This is a genomic window from Glutamicibacter sp. BW80, assembly GCF_002332385.1.
GTDB lineage: Bacteria > Actinomycetota > Actinomycetes > Actinomycetales > Micrococcaceae > Glutamicibacter.
The window spans coordinates 179,720-200,139 of record NZ_NRGV01000031.1; the positions used below are offsets into that span (position 1 = coordinate 179,720).

22 protein-coding genes are annotated in these 20,420 nt (G+C 58.4%); 14 read left to right on the top strand and 8 right to left on the bottom strand.

Annotation, left to right across the window (positions count from 1 at the left end; translation table 11 throughout):
* Positions 1–299: 299 nt before the first annotated feature.
* From CIK76_RS19360 to CIK76_RS09165, 4 genes are all read left to right on the top strand, one after another.
* Positions 300–440 carry a hypothetical protein gene (locus CIK76_RS19360; protein WP_176484149.1) on the top strand — a complete coding sequence of 47 codons (141 nt, stop codon included), beginning with the start codon at positions 300–302 and terminating at the stop codon, positions 438–440.
* Positions 441–488: 48 nt separating this feature from the next.
* The gene (locus CIK76_RS09155) at positions 489–701 is read left to right on the top strand and encodes a hypothetical protein (protein ID WP_096285617.1); all 213 of its coding nucleotides are present in this window, start codon (positions 489–491) and stop codon (positions 699–701) included.
* 484 nt (positions 702–1,185) lie between these two features.
* Positions 1,186–1,434 (top strand): type II toxin-antitoxin system prevent-host-death family antitoxin, encoded by a 249-nt coding sequence (locus CIK76_RS09160; RefSeq protein ID WP_096285619.1) that lies wholly within the window; start codon positions 1,186–1,188, stop codon positions 1,432–1,434.
* Positions 1,431–1,697, top strand: a complete 267-nt coding sequence (locus CIK76_RS09165) for a Txe/YoeB family addiction module toxin (protein ID WP_096285622.1) — start codon at positions 1,431–1,433, stop codon at positions 1,695–1,697. The genes CIK76_RS09160 and CIK76_RS09165 overlap by 4 nt, the downstream gene beginning before the upstream one ends.
* Before the next feature lie 285 nt (positions 1,698–1,982).
* Here CIK76_RS09165 and CIK76_RS09170 read toward each other — a convergent pair whose 3' ends face one another.
* The 4 genes from CIK76_RS09170 to CIK76_RS09185 all read right to left on the bottom strand — a co-directional run bounded on the left by CIK76_RS09170 (position 1,983) and on the right by CIK76_RS09185 (position 6,507).
* Positions 1,983–2,537 carry a type 1 glutamine amidotransferase domain-containing protein gene (locus CIK76_RS09170; protein ID WP_096255846.1) on the bottom strand — a complete coding sequence of 185 codons (555 nt, stop codon included), beginning with the start codon at positions 2,535–2,537 and terminating at the stop codon, positions 1,983–1,985.
* Between the two features lie 413 nt (positions 2,538–2,950).
* Positions 2,951–3,253 carry a hypothetical protein gene (locus CIK76_RS09175; RefSeq protein ID WP_096255847.1) on the bottom strand — a complete coding sequence of 101 codons (303 nt, stop codon included), beginning with the start codon at positions 3,251–3,253 and terminating at the stop codon, positions 2,951–2,953.
* A gap of 53 nt (positions 3,254–3,306) precedes the next feature.
* The gene (locus CIK76_RS09180; RefSeq protein WP_141393518.1) at positions 3,307–4,275 is read right to left on the bottom strand and encodes a hypothetical protein; all 969 of its coding nucleotides are present in this window, start codon (positions 4,273–4,275) and stop codon (positions 3,307–3,309) included.
* 1,677 nt (positions 4,276–5,952) lie between these two features.
* Positions 5,953–6,507 carry a DUF664 domain-containing protein gene (locus tag CIK76_RS09185; protein ID WP_096285626.1) on the bottom strand — a complete coding sequence of 185 codons (555 nt, stop codon included), beginning with the start codon at positions 6,505–6,507 and terminating at the stop codon, positions 5,953–5,955.
* Between the two features lie 77 nt (positions 6,508–6,584).
* Here CIK76_RS09185 and CIK76_RS09190 point away from each other — a divergent pair, with 77 nt between their 5' ends.
* The 3 genes from CIK76_RS09190 (at position 6,585) to CIK76_RS09200 (ending at position 9,618) form a co-directional block, all read left to right on the top strand.
* A complete protein-coding gene (locus CIK76_RS09190; protein ID WP_096285628.1) occupies positions 6,585–7,484 on the top strand; it encodes a 3-methyladenine DNA glycosylase in 900 nt (299 codons plus the stop codon).
* A 33-nt stretch (positions 7,485–7,517) separates the two neighbouring features.
* A complete protein-coding gene (locus tag CIK76_RS09195) occupies positions 7,518–7,973 on the top strand; it encodes a hypothetical protein (RefSeq protein WP_096285630.1) in 456 nt (151 codons plus the stop codon).
* A gap of 61 nt (positions 7,974–8,034) precedes the next feature.
* Positions 8,035–9,618: a sodium:proton antiporter gene (locus CIK76_RS09200; protein WP_096285632.1), complete on the top strand. Its 1,584-nt coding sequence runs from the start codon at positions 8,035–8,037 to the stop codon at positions 9,616–9,618.
* A gap of 64 nt (positions 9,619–9,682) precedes the next feature.
* Here the strand turns inward: CIK76_RS09200 and rlmC are convergent, their stop codons facing one another.
* Both rlmC and CIK76_RS19365 read right to left on the bottom strand, forming a co-directional pair.
* Complete coding sequence (gene rlmC, locus CIK76_RS09205) at positions 9,683–10,813, bottom strand: 23S rRNA (uracil(747)-C(5))-methyltransferase RlmC (protein WP_096285634.1); 1,131 nt, start codon at positions 10,811–10,813, stop codon at positions 9,683–9,685.
* 200 nt (positions 10,814–11,013) lie between these two features.
* Positions 11,014–11,367, bottom strand: a complete 354-nt coding sequence (locus CIK76_RS19365) for a hypothetical protein (RefSeq protein WP_176484139.1) — start codon at positions 11,365–11,367, stop codon at positions 11,014–11,016.
* Here CIK76_RS19365 and CIK76_RS19370 point away from each other — a divergent pair.
* A complete protein-coding gene (locus CIK76_RS19370; protein WP_176484150.1) occupies positions 11,330–11,947 on the top strand; it encodes an ankyrin repeat domain-containing protein in 618 nt (205 codons plus the stop codon). The genes CIK76_RS19365 and CIK76_RS19370 overlap by 38 nt on opposite strands.
* A gap of 12 nt (positions 11,948–11,959) precedes the next feature.
* Here the strand turns inward: CIK76_RS19370 and CIK76_RS09215 are convergent, their stop codons facing one another.
* Positions 11,960–12,370 (bottom strand): YchJ family metal-binding protein, encoded by a 411-nt coding sequence (locus tag CIK76_RS09215; protein WP_096285638.1) that lies wholly within the window; start codon positions 12,368–12,370, stop codon positions 11,960–11,962.
* Between the two features lie 219 nt (positions 12,371–12,589).
* Here CIK76_RS09215 and purS point away from each other — a divergent pair, with 219 nt between their 5' ends.
* The 3 genes from purS to purL are packed head-to-tail and all read left to right on the top strand — an operon-like array spanning position 12,590 to position 15,905.
* A complete protein-coding gene (gene purS, locus CIK76_RS09220; protein WP_096285640.1) occupies positions 12,590–12,841 on the top strand; it encodes a phosphoribosylformylglycinamidine synthase subunit PurS in 252 nt (83 codons plus the stop codon).
* Entirely contained in the window at positions 12,841–13,593 is a 753-nt protein-coding gene (purQ, locus tag CIK76_RS09225; protein ID WP_096285643.1) for a phosphoribosylformylglycinamidine synthase subunit PurQ, read from the top strand. Before purS ends, purQ begins: the two co-directional genes overlap by 1 nt.
* Positions 13,590–15,905, top strand: a complete 2,316-nt coding sequence (gene purL / locus CIK76_RS09230; RefSeq protein WP_096285645.1) for a phosphoribosylformylglycinamidine synthase subunit PurL — start codon at positions 13,590–13,592, stop codon at positions 15,903–15,905. The genes purQ and purL overlap by 4 nt, the downstream gene beginning before the upstream one ends.
* 106 nt (positions 15,906–16,011) lie before the next feature.
* On the opposite strand, the gene CIK76_RS09235 is transcribed toward purL, so the two are convergent.
* On the bottom strand, positions 16,012–16,794 hold the full coding sequence (locus CIK76_RS09235; protein WP_096285647.1) for a type 1 glutamine amidotransferase domain-containing protein: 783 nt from the start codon (positions 16,792–16,794) through the stop codon (positions 16,012–16,014).
* Between the two features lie 292 nt (positions 16,795–17,086).
* Between CIK76_RS09235 and CIK76_RS09240 the strand changes: the two genes are divergently transcribed.
* From CIK76_RS09240 to CIK76_RS09255, 3 genes are all read left to right on the top strand, one after another.
* Positions 17,087–18,187, top strand: coding sequence for a siderophore-interacting protein (locus CIK76_RS09240; RefSeq protein ID WP_141393519.1), 1,101 nt, complete (start codon positions 17,087–17,089; stop codon positions 18,185–18,187).
* 72 nt (positions 18,188–18,259) lie between these two features.
* On the top strand, positions 18,260–18,460 hold the full coding sequence (locus tag CIK76_RS09245; protein ID WP_096285651.1) for a hypothetical protein: 201 nt from the start codon (positions 18,260–18,262) through the stop codon (positions 18,458–18,460).
* Between the two features lie 1,124 nt (positions 18,461–19,584).
* The gene (locus CIK76_RS09255; protein WP_096285655.1) at positions 19,585–20,292 is read left to right on the top strand and encodes an HNH endonuclease family protein; all 708 of its coding nucleotides are present in this window, start codon (positions 19,585–19,587) and stop codon (positions 20,290–20,292) included.
* The last annotated feature ends 128 nt before the right edge of the window (positions 20,293–20,420 follow it).

Below are 20,420 nucleotides of genomic sequence, written 5' to 3' on the forward strand. Positions count from 1 at the left end.
GCCGCGCCGCGCACAACTACAAGGCCAGCTGTTGTCGCGTGCCCATTGCGCGACGAAGACCAGCTGGCAGGCCATTGTCGGTTGGACGAGGAAAATGACAGAATTCGCTGTTTTAGGATCTGCCTATGACTTTGCCTTGAGCCGTCTAACAAGCCGATCAGTCTATAGTTGCGATGTGGGAGATCAGGCGGTGGACGTCGAGCGAACTCTCACGGTTGCGCTGAAGAAGGGCTGGACACAAGCGGAGCTGAACAGGATTGGAACGCCCACCTCTGAACAAAACACCTAGGAACATCTCCATGCGAAAACCAGTCGCAGCCGCATCCCTCGCCTCAGCTCTACTGCTCGCCGGTTGCATAAGCCCCCTCGTTGAAACAGGAACACAACTCAACTCGAAAGCTCCAAAGACCATCGACGGCTACGAGTTCGTCACCCAATAAGAGGCAGAAGCCAGTTGCTTCTGTACGGGAACCCCCGCGCAGGAAGAAATGTCTACAGAGACAGAATATTTCGGATTCTTTCACTACTTAGAAGCAAAGCATCAGCTTCCCTCCGCCGAAGGCGAATGCAATAACCGCGATCTCTCAATGACGATTACCGGCGGTGTCATCCGTATCGCGTTGCTCAAAAATACCGACGTAGATTTGTCAGCGGATAAAGAATATTTCGCAGAACGCCTCGGAAAAGTATGCGAACCATAGGACACCTACGACAACATCATGACCTGCCACTTCCGTGACAGGAAACAATCGCATGATGCTCACCGCCCAACATGAAGGAACTGAACAACAGTTCAGAGACAAATACCAAACGCTCGCTACCAAATTCGGGGAATAACTAGAAATCAACTTCCCGTAACCACGTCTCTCGCGTAAGCAATAAGCCCACAATTCATTGGGCCGATTCCTTTCCTGCCTGTGAGACGTAGATCAGCTACAAGTAACTCTCACAGTTGCAACACCCTGATAAATCAGGAGTTGCAACGACCGTTAGAACTCGCCGGGAACTGCGGCCAAGCTTTTGAATACAAGCTTGAAGCAGGTCCGAAAAGTCCTCTGGCTATGGATATCCAGGCACAATAAGCACGGCGGATAGAAGCTAGAAGGTTTGAACGAGTCCGGCAATCGGCAACCGAGTGGAACCATCCATTCAGTGGTACCATATCTAGTACCACTAGGAGGCGGTATGGCAATCACAACCAGCGAAGCGCGTCGTGACCTGTTTGGTCTCATTGAACGAGTGAATCTTGATCACACCGAAGTGGAGATCATGTCCAAGCGTGGATCTGCGGTGCTCATGTCGAAAGATGAATACGATTCTCTCGTTGAAACGAGCTATCTTCTGCGCTCACCTAAGAATGCGGTGCGCCTGCTCTCTGCTCTTGAAGCGGCACGTGATGGCCAGGCGCTAGAACGCGGACTTGTTGATCCGTGAGCGACAGACAACTTATCTGGACTGCCGAGGGCTGGGAAGATTACCTCTATTGGCAAACTCAAGACCGCAAGACCCTTAAGCGCATCAATACGCTCATCGAAGATGTGCTGCGCGATGATCCGTTTGAAGGCATCGGCAAACCCGAACCGCTGAAGCATGCCCTAGCGGGCGCTTGGTCGCGCCGCATCGACGAAGCGAATCGGCTGATCTATATCGCCGATGACCGCGCCTTGACAATTCTGCAAGCTAGGTACCATTACTGACCTTCGAATCAGCGGTTGACGGGAGTTTGCGCAACTACTTTTACCCTGGCTATCGCTAGGCCGATAATTCTGATTATGTCAAGTCGTAAAAAGACTATTCGCAGAATATGCGAATTCAGGTTCCCCTTGATATTTGAGCGACAATCCAAGCATCTTCTGAAGAATAGTAATCTTCCATCTATCTTGCCCACAGTTTCTGGATGCTTAAAAGGGTCGACCACCAGGCCGCAGTATCATGTCGCGACGTGTATGCCGAAAATAACCCCTCCGACTTGTTACAGCCAGTTAGTGACTCAGCTCTTCGATGATTGCATCGTTGAAAGCCGCCAGATCGCCCGGGTTGCGTGAAGTGATTAAGGCAAAGTTCTCTGCCGGGCAACGAAAAACCTGTTCGTCTTTCCAGGTGCCGCCAGCATTGATGATGTCAGTCTTAATGGACTTGTAAGAAGTGAGGGTCTTATTTTTCGCTAGTCCTGTTTCAACCAGTAGCCACGGACCGTGGCATATCGATGCCACCGGACGTCCAGACATTGCAAATGACTTTACGATCCTTTGCGCCTCTGCATCCAGTCGGAGATTGTCGGCGTTCAGTGTGCCTCCGGGAATGAGCAATAGATCGAATTCGCTTTCGCGGACCTCAGATAATGTTTCGTCCACCTCGAAGACCTCGCCTAAGTCCCAGTCGCCGACGAGGGTCTGTACCTGACCTGTTTCTGGAGCGGCGATGGTGACCTTGACTCCAGCCCGTTCTAATTTCTCGACAGGATCCTTCAACTCATCCTGCTCTACTCCGCGGTTGGAAACCACGACGAGGACTTTCTTACCTGTTAACTCTGACATGAGGTGTTCCTTTCATTGGGTTCAAGGGCTAGCTTGGCACTCCAGGTACAACCCAGCAAGATGTAATCAGGAAATATTCAGCTGATCCTGCGCAGCGTTTCGGCAGTCCGTATCGGGACAAACCGAAAGATAGAAAACCGTAGGTGAAGAGTTACTCCTCCTCGGAGATTTTAAGATCTCCGTAAACGATCGTTGGTGGGGTCTTGTGAGAGGAACCTGCTAAACGATAGAAAAACGTCTAAGACGACGGATCATTTTGCGGAGCATCGCCATCGGTTGACCTTGGCTGCGCCCCATACAACGAGTCGCTAACCCGATCGATCAACTCCTGAACACTTCGCACCTTCTTCGAAGCGGAGGGCAACTACTATTAAAGGTTTGGTGTGCCCAACGGAAAGTATCTCTCCCAGCTTCTAGGAGTCGTTGGTCTCTTGGCTCGCGTGGTCACTGGTTTTATCGCCACCGTCGTATGACTGCTGAACGTCGGTAGCACCCTCCGAAGTTTCCAATTCGTCTGCGCTATTTGAAGAGACTTTTTGGTTGCTTGATCCCTCTGCGCCATAAGACTGTTGGATGTCTGTAGGCCTGCCAGTGTTTTCTGAACCGTTGGAGGCCTCTCGGCCGCCGGACTGCTTCGTTTCTTGAGTGTCAGCATTGTCAAAACTGTCAGCATTGTCAAAATTCCCGGGTTGCTTGTTGGCATCTTGCTCAGACATGACATCCTCCCTTGATCGGTGGTTCCTAACGTGGTCAACGCTAGATACGGGGTTTAAGAGCGGCAGTTGACGATGGTTGGGTTGACGAGTGGTGGGATGTCGACTTGGAGGCATCGGCCATCAGAGTGGGCGTTGGAGGCGGTGGTAGCGATGATTCCCACTGCAGCGGCGGAGGCGGCGGCCAGGGCTGCTCCGACGATGGGCGCGCCTGGTCCGAACATGGCGGCGATGCCCGCGCTTCCCCCTAGGAGACCTGCGATGACGACGCCTTGATCACGCATATTTGCGGTTTCGGCGCGACTGTAGGTCAGGCGGCCATAGAATCCTTTCCATTCGGCTTCGGGGTCAAGGATTACGGGGTAGGTGGTGTCTTTGATGGGGTTGATGGTTTGGGTGAGGGTATTGCCTTTGAGAGTGAACTTGGTGGGAACGGCTTTGCCGTTGGCGTCGATGGCCCAAGGGGTTTTGATTTCGCCGAAGCTCGCTTCTGCCTCCACCCCAGGGTGTGAGTTACCGAGTTTGGGATCGAGGACGAACTGCACACTTCCGTCTTTGCGTAGTTGAGGAACGATTCCATCCGAGAAGTTTAGATCGAAGTTGTACGATCGGTCGGCCTTGGCATCGGGAACAGCGACTACTGCACGGGCCGACAGTGCTGACTTACCGGTGCTTGAATCTTGAGCACTAGTGGCTGCTTTCATGGGCTCAGCGATGACTGCAGATCCTGAGCTCTGGCTCAACTTATCTGCCGGGCTGCTCAGCCCCGCGTTCTGAGGCAAGCCCACTGTGAGCCAGGTGCCGTCAGAATGCTTCAACTCGATCACTCCTGCCTCCTCACTGGGCAATGTGATTGTGCCATCGGTCGTTGCGGCGCTCGTCGAGGTTAGGACGCGACTATGTCCTGGAGCGGAGGTGAGAAGGTCGTGGATCTCCACTGAATTCTCAGCAGCGTTTGCTACGGTGGCACTAAGAAATACCGATGAGACTGCAAGAATTGCAGTGACCTTGTAATGGGGTTTCATTATTTTTCTCCTAGAATTTGTATTCAATGAATGAGAGAGCAATGGGAATCGAGTTTTTGTTAGCACTCCTTTTCGGGATGGCGTTCATTGCCGCGTGTGCTTCATACGGGCGGTACCGACATAACCGGAAAAACAAAGATCAGTAAGTCTGGTGTTGGTGTCGGTTGATGCTCAAGCAATGAGTGACGCGTCGGGTCAACTGCAGTGGATAGCGAGAGAAGTTGCGCTCACAGTGGGCATGTATGAAATTTTCGATATGTCACTTGACTAGTTGTTTTGTTAACCAGCAAAATGAATAAAGATCTTAAGATGAACACTACCCACCGTAAGTAAGGGTGTAAATCATCCTTTTGTAGGAGGGGCTCGCATTTCGCTTTGCTGCCAACATCGCTTTGCTGCCAGCTCAAGAGGGCCCCTCCTTGCTACTTGAGACCCGGAATATTTGAGCTCTGGGAACCCGAGCCCCCTTGGTGGGAGACGCAAACACCGCGAAGCCTGGCGCCATGAACGGCAATTAAAAATAAGCAGAATAGTTCTAGTCTGCAGATCCGCTGGGATACGCCGAGGATATTCAGTTAATCGGCAAAGTACTTATCGGCCCGTTCGCAAACGAAACCTTTACTGGGATTTGAGAAGAGAAATCATCTCTGCAAGAGATTATCGGTGTAGGCGGTTATAGATCGTCCCTATAGCGGGAGAACGGGCGCGAATGTTCGTAGCGCGACATTCAGGGCCTCAACATAGCGGCCACAGTTCCGAAAGCTAAGGCAAGGGCGAGTTGAGTCGCATCGCTAGCAACCGGGCCGTTCAGATATCACTCCAAGAGCTCAACGGTCTGGGGGCCTGCCCAATGTTGCGAAGAGAGCTAGAGAGTTCGACAATGATTTAGAACGCCGCGGTGGTTGAAAACGGTTATTAAGTACTGTCTTGCGTAGAAGAACAGCTTCATTTTGTCTAAGAAGTCATGAATTGAGACCCAGCGTCGTCGTCCGAGCGTTCGGCAATCGGTATTGCCATGCCGCGAAGTATAGGCCCCTGTCTGTCGGCATTCTCAGGTAACTTCTGTATATGACTACTTAGCCACGCGATAACTACACAGGCCCGGGTAGCGGGCAATACCCAGGACCACAGGGATGCCTTTCCAGTGGCCCTGGTGGAGGCATGTCTGCAGGTCCCGGAGGGGGCTTTAAACTGATCCCAGCGGGAGACTCAATACTGGCCCTTTCAACAAGCCTTATTGCAGCAAGTGGCCGTCTGCGCAACAACTATTTGCTCACCTAAGACCGTAACGCCTTGGAAATATTGCCGATTTTCTCATGAACGCATGGTTGAAATAACTCCGAAGTAATATATTTCGGGCTCAGCTTGTCGAGCATCTACCTCAAGAGACGTCTTGTAACCCAAGGGTTGTGAGACGTCCCGCCAGAGCACGCAGGCCTGTTCGCTGAACCGCGACTATTCAGCACTTTCAATTCTTGCAACTATGTCTTGTAAACGGTCCCGAGGAATCACGTACATGACCTCCGTTGCGAGACATATTTAAGCTGATGCCCAACGACTTGCTAGATGCGCTTAGAAAGCAGCTGGACGATCCAAAAAAGCAATCCCGATTCGGCACTGTCCACTTTTTCATTCAAGCTATCTCGCGATTCAAGCTTGCTTAGCCGAAACCTTAAATCACGCGTACCAAGGTGGACGGTATTCAAAGGGAGGGTCTTCGCCCACCCGTCCGTCGATCGCCTCGCGCAGCAGATCCGCGTGACCGGTATGCCGGCCGTATTCCTCGATCACATCGCAGATTAATCGTCGTACGCTCGCGTGTTTTCCCTCGTATTCCAAGGCAGAGGGCGCATCTAGTTCACCCGCGGCAACTACCTGTGCCTGAACCTCCCTGCTCCTAAGCACGGCTTTGTCGTAGCGCGCATAAAGCGCTTCCGGGTTCTCTTCGGCGTTCACCGCGAACTGGTCGCGCCCCTCGGCAGAGAATTCAAGCACGATCTCCGGTTGTCCGCGGGCGATCAAGTAGGCAAAGTTTTCATCTTCGACTACCGCCAGATGCTGCAGCAGTCCACCGATGCTCAGATCGCTGCTCGGCAGCCTCGCCGCTAGTTGCTCGATGTCCAGTCCGTCGGCCTTATACCTGAAGGTGGTGCGCAACCGGTCGAGCATGCCGAGCAGGTGCGCTTCCTCGGTGCCGTCCATTGGCGGCTCCCAGGGAGGGAAGTTTTCCATGGTGTACTCCTATGCAGGATGTGTGAGTTGGCGTACCAAACTGGTTTCGCCGGCCCATGAATTGAATAATTAGAAGTATGCCCCTAACCGCCACAGCTTTGGAAGCCCCGCACTGGATGCAGCGTGCCGCCGCGCATGAGGTCCGTGCTCGGGCCTTTGGCGAACCATTTGTGCAGCGCAGAATGACCGGGGCCAAACATCCCATCGAGGATTTCCTTTTCACCTACTACACGCAGAAGCCAGGCCAGCTCTACCGTTGGCACCCGGGCGTTGGCGTGGCGCTGCTCGGCGAGCAGGCCCACGAACGAGAAGATTGGAAGTTCTACCGCAGCGTGGAAGCCCCGGCAGGACCGGGGGTAGAACTCGATCTTGAGAAATTCTCCCAGTCACGGGCCAGGGTGATCGAATTTGCCCGCATCCTGCTGCGCAATACGGTACAGAAGCCGGCGAATTTCTCCTGCTTCGGATTGCATGAATGGGCGATGGCCTACAAGTCCGAGGTCAACGGGATACGCCACGAATACCTGCCGCTTCGCCTCGGCGCGACGGGCACGGACGAGGTCGTGGAAAACCATAAGATCCGTTGCACGCATTTTGATGCCTTCCGTTTCTACACTCCGGAGGCGGTGCCGCTCAACGAGCTGCAGCCAACCCGTGAGACGCAACGCGACCTCGAACAGCCGGGCTGCCTGCATGGAAATATGGACCTGTATAAATGGGCCTACAAGTTGAGCCCGGCAGTTCCCAGCGATCTGGTCATGGACTGCTTTGAACTGGCGTGGGATATCCGCACCATGGACATGCAAGCTTCGCCCTATGACCTTGGGGATTGGGGCCAAGAGCCGATCCAAATCGAGACTCCGGAGGGCAAGGCGCACTATGTGCGTCTGCAAAAGGAGTTCGCCCTGCGGGCGGAGAAGCTGCGGATGGAACTATTGCAGGTGGTGCTCAGCCTGCCAATTGCCTCGGAACGCTAGCGTGTTGAACTAAAAGGGAAGCACAATTGGTTCATGGGACGACTGAAGAATCGGAAGGCGCACACGGGCCTGGTTTTCGTAGCTCCGCTACTGGCCGGGCTGCTGCTCGCTGGTTGCGCCAGTTCGGCTCCCACCGCGGGCACCTCACCCGTTGGCGCTGACGCAGACCTCAAGATCAGCATCAGCTTCGAGGGGAAATCCGTCGACAGCGAATACCATCTATCCTGCCGCGGCGCCCAGGCCGCTGATTCCAGTACGCTGCCCGAGTCGAATGCCGCCTGTGCGTTATTGGCCAAGAATCCCGAAGTGCTCACCCCGCAACGCTCGCCGCAGCAAAGCTGCACCGAGATCTATGGCGGGCCCGCGACGGCAAGGATCAGCGGAAAATTAGGTGGGAAACAAGTCGATACGAGCTTCGACCGCCACAATGGCTGCGCGATTAGCGAATGGGATGCATTGGCCCCGCTGCTGGGCGAGGGCATGAAATAACCCGCTATATCCTCCTCTAGATGCCACCACGGATAGCTCCAGCGACTAGAATAGGAAGACTATGGAGTTCTTCCTGCTGATCATCGCGCTGCTGTTCGCCACTATTTTGATTGTCGGGCTGGGTGAGCGCATCAAGCTCCCCTATCCAATCCTGATGCTCATCCTTGCCACCTTGGCCGGTTTCCTCCCGTTCATGCCTGAACTGCATATCGATCCAGCGTTGATCCTGCCCATCTTCCTGCCGCCGCTGCTCTTTGCCACCGCGCAGCGCAGCTCCTGGTCGGTGTTCCGGCTGCGCTGGAAAGCGCTGATCCGCCTCGCGGTGGTGCTGATCGTGGTAACCGCCGGCGCGGTGGCGGCAACCTCGCTGGCTTTCGCCCCCTTCTTGTCGGTTCCCTTGGCGATCGCCCTCGGCGCCATCGTCGCCCCGCCGGACCCGGTAGCGGTGGATGCGATTGCGACGAAGGTGAAAATGCCGCGGCGGCTCACCTCCCTGCTGGAGACCGAGGGGCTGTTCAATGACGCGATGGCCATCGTGCTCTTCCAGCTTGCGGTCACCGCCACGCTTAACGGCACCGAGGTCGGCTTGGACCTCATTCCGAAATTCTTGATCGGCGCGGCGGTGGCCATCATCGTGGGCATCGCCATGGCCTGGGTTGTCGGTTGGCTGAACCGCTTCGTGCCTAATCTGGCGGCGCGCTGCGCGGCAACCTTGGTGGCACCCTACGCCGTCTACATGCTGGCCGAGGAAGTCCATGCCTCCGGAGTGGTCGCGGTCGTGGTGCTGGCCCTGGAGCTGGGACGCCGCGACCGTCCGCAGGACTCGCAAGAACGGTTGACCCGGCACGCCTTCTGGGAAGTGCTCGAAATGCTGGCCACCGGTCTGGCCTTTGGCCTCATGGGCCTGGAGATGAACTCGGTCATCCAGGAAGAGGGCAGCAACCTGCTCGGGTTCATTCCCGGCATCCTTGCCATCTGTGTCGTAGTGATCCTGGTTCGGACGCTCTGGATGTTCGGCACCTACTATCTGCCAAATGCCCGGCGCGGGATGGAGAAGGTCTCCGCGGCCAAGGATTCGCTGGTGCTCACCTGGTGCGGCATGCGCGGACTGGCCACCCTTGCTCTCGCCTTGGCCCTGCCGAAGTTCACCGCGGAAGGCACCCCCATCGAGGGAAGGAACTTCGTGGTGGTCGCCGCCTGCTCCGTACTGCTCGCCACCCTCGTAGTCCCGGGGCTGACGCTGCCGATGCTGATGCGGGCGCTCAAGCTGCGCGGCAATGACCAGGCCACCAAAAAGGCCCGCCGCGCGCTCGCTCGCCGGGCCGAAGAAGTTGCGGTGCAGACCCTGAAGAAGAATCTTGAGCTGCAGCAGCTGCCGGAGAACTACCGCCATGTGGTCACCCGACGCATGCACGACCTGCACAACATCTTGCTGACCGATCCGGATACGCATGACGCGATCACCGATGAAAAATACACCCAGCTGCGCGCGGTGATCACCAAGGCCGACGCGATTCAGTCCACGGCGCTGGCGGCGGCCCGCGACGAGTTGCTCCGCGCCCGGCGCGAACCCGGGGTTGATCCGCATATGGTTGACCAGATCATGCAGCGCCTTGATATGCGCACGGCCACCTTGGACCGCTAGCACGCAAAAGGGTGGCCGTAACCTGTTAATGGTTCCGGCCACCCTAGTGCGTCTCTATACGCGTTTAGACTGCGGCGCGTTCGAGACGAACAATCACCTCGTAGTGATTGGTCTGCGGGAACATGTCCATCACCCGGGCCTGCTTAGCGGTGAACTTGTCTAGCCGTGCAAGATCCCGGGCCAGCGAAACCGAATTGCAGCTGGAGTACACCACATGCTGCACGGTCGAATCGTTGAGCCACTGTGCCAGCTCGGCCGAGATGCCCCGACGCGGCGGATTGACGATGACCGCTTCCGGCGCCTGCCCGGCGGATAGCGCGAAGTCGGTGGCGTCCATTGCGGTGAACGTCGTGTTCTCCAAGCCCATCTCCTCCACCGCGACCTGCGCCGCAGCCACCGCCTCGGTGCTGGTTTCGATTCCCTGCACCCGACGCCCGCCTTCGGCGCAGTGCAGCGCGAAGCCGCCTACCCCGCTGTACAGGTCCCAGAGGCTGGCAGGATTTGCATCGGTGATCCACTGGCGAGCCTGGCGGTACAGCGCGGCGGCAATCTCGGTGTTCGTCTGGAAGAACCCCTGCGGACGCAGGTGCATCGGCACGCCGTTCAGTCCGAATTCCAAGGTGGTGCGGCGGGTGAGGATGATTTCTTCTTCACCCTCCAAGACGGCCTTGTGCTCGGGCAGGAAGTTCACCGAAACCACGCTGTGGCGCGGGAGCAGCTCGAGGAATTGAGGCAGTGAATCGCGAAGAGCCACGAAGTGCTTCTTAGTGCGCAGCACCCAGCGCACCATGACCGCTCCGGTGTCCGAAAGAGTGAGGATGACGTGCTTGAGCTGCCCCTTGCCCTTGGGCACGTCATAGGGGATGAGCTTCAGTTCCTTGATGAAGCGCTCGATCACCGGGAACAGCGCGCGCAGTTCGGGAGCGCAAACCCCACAGTTGCGCAGGTCTACGCCGTGGCCGTCGGCGTCGAGAATTCCGATGGTCGGATTCTCGGTGGTTCCGGAGATCACCATTTTCGCCTTATTGCGGAAGCCCGATTCTGAGCTGGCTTGCGGCGGCAAGAATTGCAGGTCTGGGAACTGCGCGAGCGCGGTGGCGCAGTGGTCGGCTTTGGCCTGGAGCTGGTCAACGTACGGCACCGTCATTTGGGTGCATGAACGGCAACGTCCGGCGGAGAAGTAAAGGCATTCCATGGTGTCTCCAATTTTAGCGAAGAAGCCTGCGCCTGGGGCGCAAAGAGATTTCGGCGGTTATTGACCGCAAATTTTCAGCTTTCCCCGATATGCTCACTAGCAGATCGACATTCGGCAGGAACTTCACCGCTACCGGAAAACCGCGGATCATTGAAAGGAAAGATGGCACTTCGACACGGGCATTCCACGCAACGACGTGGCTACGCATTGCTAGCGCTCCCCTTGGCCGCCGTACTTGGAGCTTGCAGCAGTTGCGCTTCTTCAGTCCCCCAAGCAGACCCCGTGCCCTCGGCCGCCTCTTCCACTAGCCCGCCAAATTTGCCGGTGCAAAGTCCGGCTGCTGCCCCCTCCAGCACGCAGAGCAAGCCATCTGCCGCCACCAGTTCCAGCACGAGCTTGGCAACCAAGCCCGCCACAAGCGCGAGCGCCAGGTCGACGTCGAATCCGGCAGCTTCCCAAGGAAGCCTTGCCCCATTGTCGAGTGCGGCCACCTCTGGATCTGCCAGCATCAAGCCGTTGACCCAAAGCGGACCGATCCATTCGACCTCAACCACCGCTCTTTTTGCGGCGGTTGCCGAAGGCGAAGTCGGCTCGGTGCGCAAAGCTTTGAAGGACGGCGCCGAGCTGGATGCCAAAGACGGACGGGGAAATACTCCGCTGATGCGCGCGGTGCTCAACCGCGATGACCAGATCGCCAAGCTGCTGCTTGCCGATGGGGCGAATCCGAACTCAAAGAACAAGTCCCAGGAATCACCGTTCCTGCGAGCCAGCGCCTTTGGCCTCGAAGACGTGCTGCGTTCGGCACTGGCCCACGGCGCCGATGTAAACAGCGTCGACCGGCTGGGCAGCACCGCCTTGTTCGTGGCTAGCGAAGCCGGACAGGTGGAATCGGTTCGTGTCCTGCTGCAGCACGATATCCCCCTGGACAAGGTCAATGATCTTGGTTGGAGCGCACTGCATGTGACCATCTCCCTGGGCCAGGGCTCGAATAATTCGCTGTCCATAGCCCGCCTGCTCTTGGCAGCCGGAGCTAATCCGCACCTGACCGATCCTTCCGGATCCGACGCCTTCGAACTTGCCGAGAAGCGCAATCAGCCGCAGATGCTCTCCGCCCTGCGCAACTCCAGCAAATAGCGGCGAGTTCTGCTACAGGGCGTCGACGTAGAACCAGGCTCCGTCTTCCCGCACGAACGAGCTGGCTTCTCGTTGGCTGTCCCGATCCTGCCCGAGGCTGTAGTGCGCCTCGAATTCCACGACTCCACGCGTCGCGGTGGCGCCGCCCGAGCGGGTTGCATGGATCTCCAGGCCCAGCCAGCGCATGTGGGCATCCAGCTCCAGTTCCTTGGGCCGGGTGGTCTCATGCCAGGTCTCAAGCAAATACCGGTGCAGCCCCAAGGCAAAGGCGCTATAGCGCGAGCGCATCAGCTCTTCTGCGGTGTCGGGCAGCGCTGACCGGTTGGTCCGTCCGTCATGAAAGGGCTGGCAGCATTGCGCGTAGCTGCGCTGCGCTGCGTCTAATTCACGGCAGGGACAGCGGGTTTCCTTGGAGTTTTGCACGTATCCAGCTTACTTGCCCGCTCCGGTGACCTAGCCCACGAGCCGAATATCACACGTCTTAATCGCCGCTAAAGCGGTAGTTGCACACACCCCTGCGTTTTGCGCGTCACATACCCGGTAGACTTGTAAAGCAAGCTCGCGGAGCGCCAAATCCCCCTGGTGTGAGACGGCAACTCCGTGTGGCATTTAACTTAACCTCGCCAACAGGAGATATGCCGGATGCCCCGCATCGTTGTAGATGTCATGCTCAAGCCAGAAATCCTTGACCCTCAGGGCAAGGCCATCGCGGGAGCACTTCCCCGCCTAGGCTTCACCTCCTTCGAAGCTGTCCGCCAGGGCAAGCGCTTTGAACTCACCGTCAACGGCGAGGTGACCGAAGAAATCCTCGCCCAGGCGCGCGAAGCGGCGGAGACCCTGCTGTCGAACCCGGTCATCGAGGACGTTGTCAACGTCGAGGTAGTCGAAGACTAATGAGCACAGATCTTCCCTTGATTGGCGACTATTCGACGCCAACTTCCGAACTTTCTGGAGCGCGCATCGGCGTGGTGACCTTCCCGGGCACCCTCGATGACCGCGACGCCGCTCGTGCGGTGCGCGCAGCCGGTGCCGAAGCGGTGTCCCTGTGGCACGCCGACACCGAGCTGCAGGACGTTGACGCCGTGGTGATTCCCGGTGGCTTCTCCTACGGCGACTACCTGCGCGCCGGCGCGATCTCCCGTTTCGCACCGATGATGTCCAAGATCGTCGATGCTGCGAACTCCGAAGCCAAGCTGCCCGTGCTGGGCATTTGCAACGGTTTCCAGATCCTCACCGAGTCGCACCTGCTGCCCGGTTCGATGATCAAGAACGACCACTTGAAGTTCCTCTGCCGCGATCAGCTGCTGCGCGTGGAGAACAACCAGACCGCCTGGACCAACGGCTACGAGCCGGGCCAGGAAATCACCATCGTGCTGAAGAACCAGGACGGCCAGTACGTGGCCGACGAGAAGACCCTGGACATGCTCGAGGCCGAGAACCGCGTGGCGTTCAGCTACGTGGGCTGGAACCCGAACGGCTCGCGCCGTTCGATCGCCGGCATCTCCAATGCGGCGGGCAACGTGGTGGGCCTCATGCCTCACCCGGAGCACGCCATCGAGGCCGGTTTCGGTCCGGATCACCGCGGCACCGACGGTCTGACGTTCTTCACCAGTGTTTTGACCCACCTCGTTGGAGGCAAGAAGTGAGCCAGGAAGTGACCAAGGAATTCAATATCGACACCGTCGATAACGCGGCCGGTACCCCGAATGTGGAACTGCCGTGGGCCGAGCTGGGCCTGAAGGACAACGAGTTCGCGGAGATCGTGAAGATTCTGGGCCGCCGCCCGACCGCGGCCGAATTGGCCATGTACTCGGTGATGTGGTCCGAGCACTGCTCGTACAAGTCCACCAAGAACCACCTGCGCCAGTTCGGCGACAAGGTCACCGAAGAGATGAAGAAGGACCTGATGGTCGGCATCGGCGAAAACGCCGGCGTCACCGACCTGGGCGACGGCTGGGCCGTGACCTTCAAGATCGAATCGCACAACTCCCCCTCCTTCGTTGAACCGCACCAGGGTGCGGCTACCGGCATCGGCGGCATCGTGCGCGATATCATCTCCATGGGCGCCCGCCCGATCGCCGTGATGGACCCCTTGCGCTTCGGCGCGATCGACCACCCCGATAGCCAGCGCGTGGTGCACGGCGTGGTCTCCGGCATCGGCAGCTACGGCAACTCGCTGGGCCTGCCGAACATCGGCGGCGAAACCGTCTTCGACCCGATCTACCAGGGCAACCCGCTGGTCAACGCGCTGGCAGTCGGCGCATTGCGCCACGAAGACCTGCGCCTGGCCAACGCCTCGGGCGTGGGCAACAAGGTGGTGCTCTTCGGTGCGCGCACCGGCGGCGACGGCATCGGCGGCGCCTCGGTGCTGGCTTCCGAGTCCTTCGACGACACCAAGCCTTCCAAGCGCCCGGCCGTGCAGGTCGGTGACCCCTTCGCCGAGAAGGTGCTCATCGAATGCTGCCTGGACCTGTTCAAGGCCTCCCTGGTCGAGGGCATCCAGGACCTGGGTGCCGCCGGCATCTCCTGCGCCACTTCCGAACTCGCCTCCAACGGCGAGGGCGGCATGCGTGTCGAGCTGACCGATGTGCTGCTTCGCGACCCGACCCTGACCCCGGGCGAAATCCTGATGTCGGAGTCCCAGGAACGCATGATGGCCGTGGTCACCCCGGAGAACGTCGCGGCTTTCGAAGCCGTCATGGACAAGTACTCCGTGGAGTACTCCTGGCTCGGCGAGGTCACCGACACCAACCGCCTGATCATCACCTGGGATGGCGAAGTCATCGTGGACGTGGACCCGAAGACCGTCGCCCACGACGGCCCGGTGTACGACCGTCCGTATGCTCGCCCAAGCTGGCAGGACGCCCTGCAGGCAGATACCTTCAAGGCGTCGGAGGCCGGAGCGAACCTTCCGGCTACCGGTGACGAGCTGAAGGCTGCGCTGCTCGAGCTGATCGCCAGCCCGAATATGTGCGACAAGTCCTGGATCACCCGCCAGTACGACCGCTATGTCGGTGGCAACACCGCCCTGGCTTCCCCGGATGATGCAGGCGTGGTCCGCATCGATGAGGAAACCGGGCTTGGCGTAGCCATCGCTACCGATGCCAACGGCCGCTACACCTACCTGGACCCTTACCTGGGTGCCCAGCTGGCGCTGGCCGAGTCCTACCGCAACGTCGCCACCTCCGGCGCGATCCCTGCGGCGGTCTCGGACTGCCTGAACTACGGTTCCCCCGAGGATCCGGATGTCATGTGGCAGCTGGCCGAAGGCATCCGCGGCCTATCCGACGCCTGCAAGGTGCTCGGAGTACCGGTGACCGGCGGCAACGTCTCGCTGTACAACCAGACCGGCACCACCGCGATCCACCCAACCCCGGTCGTGGCAACCCTGGGCAAGCTGGACGACGTGGCACGCCGCACCCCATCGGGGTGGCGCGAAGAGGCAGACGGCCAGGCAATCTACCTGATCGGTGAGACCTTCGACGAGCTGGACGGCTCAGAGTTCGCCAACCTGCGCGGACACCTCGGCGGCTTGCCACCGAAGGTGGATCTGGAGGTTGAGAAGGAACTGGGCGCGATCCTGATCAACGCCAGCCGCGACGGCATGGTCGACGCGGCGCATGACCTCTCCGAGGGCGGCCTTGCGGCCGCGCTGTCGGAAATGGTCCTGCGCTACGGTGTCGGTGCCCGGGTGGCCCTGGACGACATCAAGAAGCGTGACGGTGTCGATTCATTCACCGCACTGTTCTCCGAATCGCAGTCTCGCGCACTGGTTGCGGTTCCGCGCAGCGAAGAGGTCCGCTTCAACGACATGACCGGCGCCCGCGGTGTAACCGTGGCTCGCCTGGGCATCGTCGATGCGGAATCGAATGCCCTGGAGGTGCAGGGTGAATTCACCGTGTCCGTCGAGGACCTGCGTGCCGCGCACGAAGGCACCATGGAGAAGTACTTCGGCTAAGCCTCCGCGCTAATAGCGCAATACGGCGAACAGCCCGTTNNAACGGGCTGTTCGCCGTATTCATGCCGGTTCGAGGTGCTCCCCGCCAGCTCGGGACCTAGCTCTTCTAGTGATGCTTGTGCTCATCGTGCTCCTTGCGCGATGCCGACTTCTTGGCATCATGCTGGGCACGAAGGTCTTCGGCGTCATGCTGCTCGGCGGCTTTCTCCTGCTGAATCACTTGAGCGAAAAGCTTCTCCATCTCCTTGGCGACACCAGCTGCGGACGCCGGATTCTGGCCGGTGACCAGACGCTCGTCGACGACAACCTTTTCTTCGAAGTTTTCAGCCGCTTCGTGAATGGCACCTTGTTCAACCAGCCTGTCGACAAGGAGGAACGGGACGACCTTGTCCTTGCCGACTGCGACCTCTTCTTCGTTGGTGAATGCCGCGACGGTTCGCCCTTCGATGAGGCGCAATCCATTTTTCAATTCGACGTCGAGCAATCCAGCAGAACCGTGGCAAACCGCACCGACTAGTCCCCCTGCGTCGTAGACGCTGGCTACAAGTTTCTGCAGCCCTTCATGCTCAGGGAAGTCCCACATGGTCCCATGTCCACCGACCAGGTAAACGCCGTCATATTGTTCGGGGTCCACAACCTCGACTCGCGCGGTGTTGTAAAGGCCCGCCCGCGTAGCCTCATTCTGCGTGAATGCCACTTGGATCGGGTCGTCGGTATCTACCGTATCCTGCGGTGGTTGTCCGCCCTTGATCGAGGCAAAGTCTACGAAATGCCCGGAGTCCTTGAATACTTTCCATGGATGCGCGGCCTCGGCCACGTTGTATCCGGTTTTTTCTCCCGTGTCGCCGATCTCGGAAACACTGGTTAGTACCATGAGGATTTTCTTCATGACGTGCTCCTTTCACCCGATCCCCAGCCTAGGCAGGCGCTCTTCATCTGGCTACCTATTCCAGATAGCTTTCGGCTAAGTCTCAGGAAATGCCTTGAGCGGGGCTAAGAATTTTTGCCCCTTTGAAGTCCGTCATCCTTGAGCGAAATTGGCGCATTCGAAAGACAGGACCGCTGGGAGTCGTTGCGGAACCTTGCCTTGCCTTCCCTGTGGGGCTTGTTTGCTCCCTCCAGACAGCGCACACTCGGATCAAGAACATTTCCAGTGGACGCAAGAGTCGGGAGCACAGGTCGTGTCAAAGCATCACAGATACAGCAAGCACACTCCACAACTGGTCGTGTCCGCACCTGAGCATTTCATCCTGCAGGCGGTCAATCATGCCGAAAGGGCAGGCGGCAAACTCGGCTACAAGATAGCCAAGAAGGAACTGAAGAACGCGCAGCATGAAGGGCTCGAGCTTTCCGAGCAACAGACCGACGAACTGCTCCAGGCCGCCGAACGCGCCGGAGCTGCGGCAGCATTGGCCGCGGCACGACGCGTGTTAGGCAAGAGCGTTCACGGGAGGCAGGACATATATCCCGGCGAGAACTCCGAGCATAAGACGCCCCGCCCCGAACTCACCGAGCCAACTCCTCTCAGCCACGGCATGGGCCAACACGTGTTGACGGTTAAACGCGTGAAGCATTTGAGTTCGGAAATGATCCGGGTGATCGCCGGAGCCGATCGACTTGCCGGATTCCGCCCGAACGGCAAGGCGGATCAGTACGTCAAGGTGTACTTTGCCGATCGCGAACTGGGGCTCACCGCCCCCTACGATTTGAAGGCATTGCGCCACCGGCTGCCCCGCGAGCAGGTTCCACGCTCACGTTCCTACACCATCCGCTGGGTCGACCGGTCGGCAGAAGAGCTGGCCATTGACTTCGTGGTGCATGGAGACCGTGGTTATGGCAGTTCGTGGGCCGCCAAGGTACTGCCGGGAGACCCACTGGTAATCTCGGACCCACGTGGCAAATTCACGCCGAGCTCGAAGGCCGGGAATTATCTGTTCGCAGCCGACGAGGCGGGAATTCCGGCCGTTTCCGTGGCTTTGAGTATGCTGCGTGCGGATGCGCAAGGAATTGCGCTGCTGGAAGTGGCCGGGGCCGCGAGCGAGTTTGAAATCGAGCATCCCGCCGGGATCGAACTGCGCTGGCTGCACCGAGACGGCCTACGCCCCGGAACCAGCGATCTGCTCCCTCCGGCGCTTCTTGCGCTGGGTCAACCCAACCCCGGGACAAGCGTGATGGCGCACGCCGAACGATCCACCGCGAAAGCCATCTCGAATATCACCGCCCAATGGGGCCTGAATAAGAAGTACGTCCACGTTTCTTCGTACTGGACGCTGCGGCGCTAGCGTTAGCGCCGCAGGTCACTGGACGTCACCGTAGGGAGCGGTATCTTTTCGAAGCGAAGCGAGGATCAATCGATGGCTCGGCTCCCCCGCGCCCGGCGACTGCTCAGCGCCATCGGCGGGTTGCTATTGGTCGTTATCGGGCTTGCGCTGATAACCGACTCGGCAACTTCCGTATCGCTCATCGTCCTCTTGCTGTGCTCGGGGTCGATTCTCACCGACCTAATGCGCCTACCGGCCGCGTGGCAGGTAAGCAGCCGGTGCGTGGCGCACTGACCGTGCTGGTTGGATTATTTGGTTCGGTTCTGGTCATCATCTGGCCCCGGCCATCGCTTTGGGTACTCGGCGCAGCTTTTGCGGGTGGCTAGTTCTCCTGGGACTGCACCGTCTTTGCGAAACTTTTGAACACCGGCTTCCCAAGACTCCTCGGTGGCTTCCCTGCTGGGACAGACGGGGCTCACCTTTGCTCCCGCCGGCTGCCTCGTGCTTCTGCTTGCCACCGGCGCCGCCACCGCATGGCTCTATTCCAGCGATGCACAGGCGGTCATGCGGCCCTTTTCGGTGCGGCTCGTGCCGAGAGATATGCTCCTGAACTGGAGGTACTCGATACTGCCGGAATGGCTCCGGCAACGGACCTGACTCGACTTGCGACAGGATTCAAGGACGAGGCTTAGGGAAAGATCGTCACCAGCCATATTGCCTCCGCCTGGGAGAAGATCTACCCCGAGTTGGAGATCGCCGCGCAACAGAACTCATCGGCCCGCTCCGCTGTCGAGCACATCTCACAGTTGCGCTTCTTCGGCAAAGACGTACCCGCCGCGCTGTCCACCAGCTCTCGACTATTCGACGCGTGCGCAGCCGGAAGCGATCTGCTCTAACGCGAATATGACGGGCTGGATCATCTGGGGCTCGTCGGAGAAAATTCACCGTTGAACCATGATCTCGTGCAATGGACCAAGGAATTGCTGGCGGGGGAACAAGAACGTGGAAACTGCACCCGCCAACTAGCTATCGGGCGAAGTTCCGGACCGTGACCTGCAATTCGGGCCTCTCGCTGCGCTAATCAAGGGCGATCCGTTTCTCCAACTCGGAAGTCTGATGTGGAGCTCAACGGCAGAACCGAATTGCCGATCGAGGCAGAGACGTTTCGTTCGCCAACGCCCACCTGTCCAAATTCCAATGCAGTGAAGCATTCGAATGACCGTGGGTCTGAACGATTCAAGACAAGGTGTGTCAGATCAGGAGTTCTCTACTAATTACTCCCTCTAGATCGCGGCTCGAAACATCTCACAAATGAACACGCAGGTGAACCCCTCGACTTGTCGGTAGCAACGAATAGAGTTCTACCGGTGGAGGACAAATCCACCTAATCAATACCGAAGCAGGAGAACTCCCCGGGCATGCGCTTATCGCGACGAATTATTTCCATCACGCTGGTAGCCGCCACCCTTGCCGTGGGTGCTTGCGCGTCGCTGGGATCATTTGAGCTTTCAGACTTGGTCTCCGAGCCTGCTGCCCAGACGGCAACCACACTGGGCGACAAAGAAGAGTTCGCCAAATCCCTCACGCTGCTTGAACAGATCGATCGCAAGGGGCGAGCGCCGAAAACCGGATATGCACGGGATCTATTCGGCAAAGGCTGGAAGGACCCGGACCGCAACGGCTGCGATGCACGAAACGATATCTTGGCCCGCGATCTGGAAGATGTTGCCTTCAAGCCGGCACGGGTCGACTGCGTGGTGCTCAGCGGCATCTTCCATGATCCGTATACGGGAGAAACCATTGAGTTCCGGCGCGGGCAAGGAACCAGCTCCGAAGTCCAGATTGATCACGTAGTCGCGTTGTCTGATGCGTGGCAAAAGGGCGCACAGAAATGGGACGCACAGACTCGGCTCGAATTCGCCAATGACCCGTTGAACCTTCTTGCCTCGGATGGGTCGGCAAATGCCTCCAAAGGTGACAAGGATGCAGCTACCTGGCTTCCACCAAACAAGAGCTTCCGCTGTGCTTACGTTTCACGCCAAACTCAGGTGAAGGCAAAATATGGCGCGTGGATGACCCCGGCTGAGCACACTTCCATTGCCAAAATCCTCAGGTCATGCCTGTAAAACTCAGGCAATCGCCTCGCCATCATACAAAAGGATGAGGGCAATAGGCCGTAATTGCACCAAAAGTTTTATATTCAAATCGGTGAACCTGTGGCAGAATTGTATTAGTCCAGCGTTTTGGGAATAGC